The 4,808-nt window shown below is 70.2% G+C and carries 5 protein-coding genes; 1 reads left to right on the top strand and 4 read right to left on the bottom strand.

The genetic code is table 11. The features are described from left to right. Positions 1-120: 120 nt before the first annotated feature. Genes ACWDX9_RS60200 through ACWDX9_RS60190 form a run of 3 tightly spaced genes read right to left on the bottom strand, consistent with a single transcriptional unit; the run spans position 121 to position 3,444 of the window. Positions 121-576 (bottom strand): hypothetical protein, encoded by a 456-nt coding sequence (locus ACWDX9_RS60200; RefSeq protein WP_449972867.1) that lies wholly within the window; start codon positions 574-576, stop codon positions 121-123. After that, the gene (locus ACWDX9_RS60195; RefSeq protein ID WP_449972865.1) at positions 576-2,381 is read right to left on the bottom strand and encodes a nickel-dependent hydrogenase large subunit; all 1,806 of its coding nucleotides are present in this window, start codon (positions 2,379-2,381) and stop codon (positions 576-578) included. The genes ACWDX9_RS60200 and ACWDX9_RS60195 overlap by 1 nt, the downstream gene beginning before the upstream one ends. A gap of 16 nt (positions 2,382-2,397) precedes the next feature. After that, a complete protein-coding gene (locus ACWDX9_RS60190; protein ID WP_350737770.1) occupies positions 2,398-3,444 on the bottom strand; it encodes an NADH-quinone oxidoreductase subunit B family protein in 1,047 nt (348 codons plus the stop codon). 110 nt (positions 3,445-3,554) lie between these two features. Between ACWDX9_RS60190 and ACWDX9_RS60185 the strand changes: the two genes are divergently transcribed. Beyond that, on the top strand, positions 3,555-4,076 hold the full coding sequence (locus tag ACWDX9_RS60185; RefSeq protein WP_449972863.1) for a hypothetical protein: 522 nt from the start codon (positions 3,555-3,557) through the stop codon (positions 4,074-4,076). 13 nt (positions 4,077-4,089) lie between these two features. Here ACWDX9_RS60185 and ACWDX9_RS60180 read toward each other — a convergent pair whose 3' ends face one another. Next, the gene (locus ACWDX9_RS60180; protein WP_449972861.1) at positions 4,090-4,728 is read right to left on the bottom strand and encodes a Kae1-like domain-containing protein; all 639 of its coding nucleotides are present in this window, start codon (positions 4,726-4,728) and stop codon (positions 4,090-4,092) included. Positions 4,729-4,808: the final 80 nt, after the last annotated feature.

The raw sequence follows: 4,808 nt of genomic DNA, 5'->3' as shown, positions 1-4,808 counted from the left end.
TGTGGACGGTGTCGGCGAGCAGGGCCACCGATCCGCTGATCGCGACGATCACCACCTGCAGGATGGCGGTGACGCCGAGGCCGATCAGGCTGATCGCGGCGAGCCGGCGCAGCAGGCCCGTCATGGCACCGGGGCCCGCGAGGCGGGGCGGACGGTCAGGCTCTCGACCGGGATCAGGGCCGCGTCCGCGACCTCGATCTCGACCCGCTCGATCTCCGGGGCCGCCTCGCGCACCGCGTCCCGGAGGGCCGAGGCCGCCCCGGCCGCCGAGGAGCGGCAGCCGGTCGGGCGGAAGCGCAGCCGTACCAGGTCGCCCTCGACGGAGAGCAGGTCGGCGGCGCCGGCCAGCGCCTGCTCCACCCGGGTCCGGGTGTCCAGCGGGTGCAGATCGTGCAGCAGGAGCAGGGGCGAGACCAGCTCGTCGGCGCCCAGGCGGGCCGCCGCCTCGTCGCCCACGAGTGCCATGACCCGGGCCAGGCCCTCGCCGTACAGGCCGAGCACCTCCGCGACGAGCTCCGTGGCGGCCGCGTCGGCCTTGTCGAGCAGGGATTCGATCCTGCGGACGCGCTCGTTCATCAGCCGGAGACGCTCGCGCCGAACGTGGGCGAGTGCACCTGCTTGAGCACCTTGCCGTCGCCCAGGTACATGTGCACCCCGCAGGGCAGGCACGGGTCGAAGCTGCGCACGGTACGCATGATGTCGATGCCCTTGAACGAGTCGGCGCCGTTCTCCTCGAAGATCGGCAGGCCCTGCACCGCGTCCTCGTACGGGCCCGGCGTGCCGTACTTGTCGCGCGGGCTGGCGTTCCACGGCGTCGGCGGGTACGGGTGGTAGTTGGCGATCTTCCCGTCGCGGATCACCACGTGGTGCGACAGCACGCCGCGCACCGCCTCGTGGAAGCCGCAGCCGATCGCCTCGTCCGGCACCTCGAAGTCGGTGAACACCTGCGTGCGCCCGGCTCTGACCTCGCCCATCGCCTGCTCGTAGAAGTGGACGGCCATCGCCGCCGCGTACGCCACGAAGTAGACGCGGGCGCGGTTGCGCTCGATGGTGTTCGCCCAGCGCGGGATCTTCCACTCCAGCCGCGTCTCCGGGAAGGCGGCGCTCTTGGGCAGGTTGATCTCGACGCTCTGGCCGGTGGCCCGCACCGTGCCGGTGTCGACGAGGCCGGCCAGCGCCGTGGTCCACAGCCGGGCCAGCGGGCCGCCGCCGGTGTCGAGCGCCAGGTGGTCGCCGGTGCGCTGGTCGTACCAGCGCGGGCTCATCACCCAGCTGTAGTTGCCGTTCTCCAGGTCGCGCTTCTGCGGCTTGGGCAGGGTCGTCTGGTTCCACGGGTGGCGCTGGTCCACCGGGTTGCCCAGCGGGTCGTGGGTGACGAACGTCTCCTCGGCCTGCCAGTCGTCATAGTACGAGCTGCCCAGCAGGATTCTGATGCCGAGGTTGATGTCCACCAGGTTCGTCGTGACCAGCTCGTTGTCCACCACGATGCCCGGCGTGACGAACATCCGGCGGCCCCAGCCGTTCATGTTCCGGTAGTCGTAGTCGACCACCGCCGGGTCCTGGAACGCGCCCCAGCAGCCGAGCATCACGCGCCGGCGGCCGACCTCCTCGTAGCCGGGCATGGCCTCGTAGAAGAAGTCGAAGAGGTCGTCGTTCATCGGGACGGACCGCTTGACGAAGTCGAGGACCCGCAGCAGCCGCACCATGTAGTCGGTGAACACCTGAGGGGTGGCCACCGTGCCCACGCCGCCGGGGTACAGCGTGGACGGGTGCACGTGCCGGCCCTCCATCAGGCAGCACATCTCCCTGGTGACCCGGCTCACCTGCAGCGCCTCGCGGTACAGGTCACCGGTGAACGGGTTGCACGCGCGCATGATGTCGGCGATCGTCCGGTAGCCGTGGATCGCGGAGTTGGGCGCCTGGGTCGTCTCGGCCCGGCGCAGCAGGCTCGGGTTCGTCTCCTTGACCATCTGCTCGCAGTAGTCGACGAAGACGAGGTTGTCCTGGAAGAGCGTGTGGTCGAACATGTACTCGGCGGCTTCGCCCAGGTTGATGATCCACTCACCGAGTGGAGGGGGCTTGATGCCGTACGCCATGTTCTGCGCGTAGATCGAGCAGACCGCGTGGTTGTCACCGCAGATGCCGCAGATGCGGCTGGTGATGAAGTGGGCGTCGCGCGGGTCCTTGCCCCTCATGAACACGCTGTAGCCGCGGAACAGCGACGAGGTGCTCTTGCACTCGACGACCTCGCGGTTCTTGAAATCGATCTTCGTGTAGATGCCCAGGTTCCCGATGATCCTGGTGATCGGGTCCCAGGACATCTCCACCAGCTCGCGGGGCTCGCCCTTGAGCTCCTTCTCACCTGCCGTACGGATGGCCACCTCGCCGCTCTCCCTCTCAGCCGTTTCCCCAGCGCGGGTCGAACCCGCTCGTCAGCCGGCGGCGGTTGTGGCGCCACTTCGGCTCCTTGTTCGCTGCCTTGTTCGTGATCGCGCGAAGCCTGCGGATCATCGCGCCGTACGCGCCGCTCATCGCGACCGAGACGGACGCTCCCGGAGGCTCGTCCATGAAGGGCATGAACTTGTCGGGGAAGCCGGGCATGGTGCAGGCGATGCAGATGCCGCCCACGTTCGGGCAGCCGCCGACGCCGTCCATCCAGCCGCGCTTGGTGACGTTGCAGTTGACCACCGGCCCCCAGCAGCCGACGCGCACGAGGCACTTGGGGGAGTTGTAGTCGAGGGCGAAGTCGCCCTGCTCGTAGTAGCCGGCCCGGTCGCAGCCCTCGTGCACGGTCTTGCCGAACAGCCAGGTGGGGCGCAGCATGTCGTCGAGCGGGATCGTCGGCGCCATGCCCGCAGCCTGGTACAGCAGCCAGGTCAGCGTCTCGGTGAAGTTGTCCGGCTGGACGGGACAGCCGGGCACGTTGACGATGGGCAGCCCGCCCGCGGAGCGGAAGTCACGGCCCAGGTAGTCGGCCAGCCCCATGCATCCGGTCGGGTTGCCGGCCATGGCGTGGATGCCGCCGTACGCCGCGCAGGTGCCGATCGCGACCACGGCCCAGGCCTTGGGCGCGAGCCGGTCGATCCACTGGTTCACCGTGATGGGCTGGCCGGTGGCCGGGTCGTTGCCCATCGACGTCCAGTAGCCGTCGCCGTTGATCTTCTCGTTCGGGATGGAACCCTCGACCACGAAGATGAACGGGCCGAGCTCGCCCTCGTGGGCCCGGTGGAACGGGGCCATGAAGGCGTCGCCCGTCTCCGCGGCCAGCACCTTGTTGTGCAGGTGCACCTTGGGCAGTCCCGGCACGAGCCCGAGCAGGACGTCCTCCAGGCTCGGCAGCGTGGCGGCGGTCACCGAGACCGTGTCGCCGTCGCAGCTCATGCCCTCCGAGGTCCACAGGATGTGCACCTCGTCCAGAGCTTTCGGTGTTTGTGTGGTTGTCATGGCCCAAGCCCCCTTCTTGGCCCGCGTAGAGGTTTAGGCCCCCATATCACTTGGTATCCGACCTGAGACTCTACGTAGCGGACATACCGTGATGACGGAGGTTGTAAACCATGACGCAGACCCTGCCGACCCGTACCGGAACCCGCGATGAGCTGCGCCAACGCGTCTCGACCCGGCCTGCGCAGGCCCTCGTGCGGGCCGCCGCGCGGGGAGCGATCGGCTCCATGGCGATGTCCGGATTGCGGCAGTTCACGACGGCGATCGGCCTCGTGGCGAAGGTGCCGCCCGAGGCCGTGCTGGAGCGCACCGTCCCGCGGTTGTTCCGCCGGGTCCACCACCGGCGTCGGCCCGCGATGGTAGAGCTGGCCCATTGGGGGTACGGCACAGCCGGAGGGGCGCTGTACGGGCTGCTGCCGCACGGGCTGCGCCGCCGCGCCTGGGCCGGACCGGCCTACGGCGTGGCGTTCTGGCTCGCCTTCGAGGCTGCCATCGCGCCCGCCCTCGGCCTGCCGCGCCATCCCCGCACCACGTTGGAGCGCCTGGCGCTGCTGGCCGACCACCTGCTGTACGGGGTCGTGGTCGGCGCCTCCCCGTGGCCTCACCAGGACGTGCCGGATAGCCCTATGGACTGACCTATGGACTGACCTATGGACTGACTGGGCCGAGCCGGTCCCTGGCAGCGGCGACGGCCACCTGGCCGAGGCTGATGCCGCCGTCGTTGGCCGGCACGCCGGAGTGGGTGAGCACCCGGAACCCGGCCCCGCCCAGCCGGTCCACCGTGCGCCGCAGCAGCAGCACGTTCTGGAAGACACCGCCGGACAGCGCGACCGTCGTCAGTCCCGTCCCGTCGCGCAGCATCCGGCAGCAGCGCACGATGAGATCGCTCACGCCGTTGTGGAAGCGGGCGGAGATGACCGGCACGCCGACGCCCGCGGCCAGATCCGCCATGGCGGCCCGTACCAGGTCCGAGCCGGCCACCACCAGCACGCCGCCGTCGCGCGAGACGGCCGCCGGGTAGCCGCCGCGCTCGGCGGGGTCGGCGAGCCGCTCCAGCTCGATCGCGGCCTGCCCCTCGTACGTGATGGCGTCGCGCACGCCGAGCAGCGCCGCGCGCACGGCGGCCGGGCCGGGCAGGAACCCGAGCCAGGCCTGCGACCTGAACAGGGTCGCCGACACCGCCACCAGCCAGCCCAGCACGCTGACCGGGATCGTTCCCCAGAGCGGCAACCGGCCGTACAGCGCCACCGACAGCACGCACGGCACCCCGGCCGCCAGGCCGACCACGGGGCACCGTGCGTTCCGAGTCAGCGGTCTTGGGGCGGACGAACTGGAGGCGGCCGGCGACACGCTGAAGACTCTGAACC

This window comes from Nonomuraea sp. NPDC003201 (genome assembly GCF_053590415.1).
Note: the sequence above shows the minus strand (reverse complement) of the source record. Positions and strands in the feature narration are given on the sequence as shown.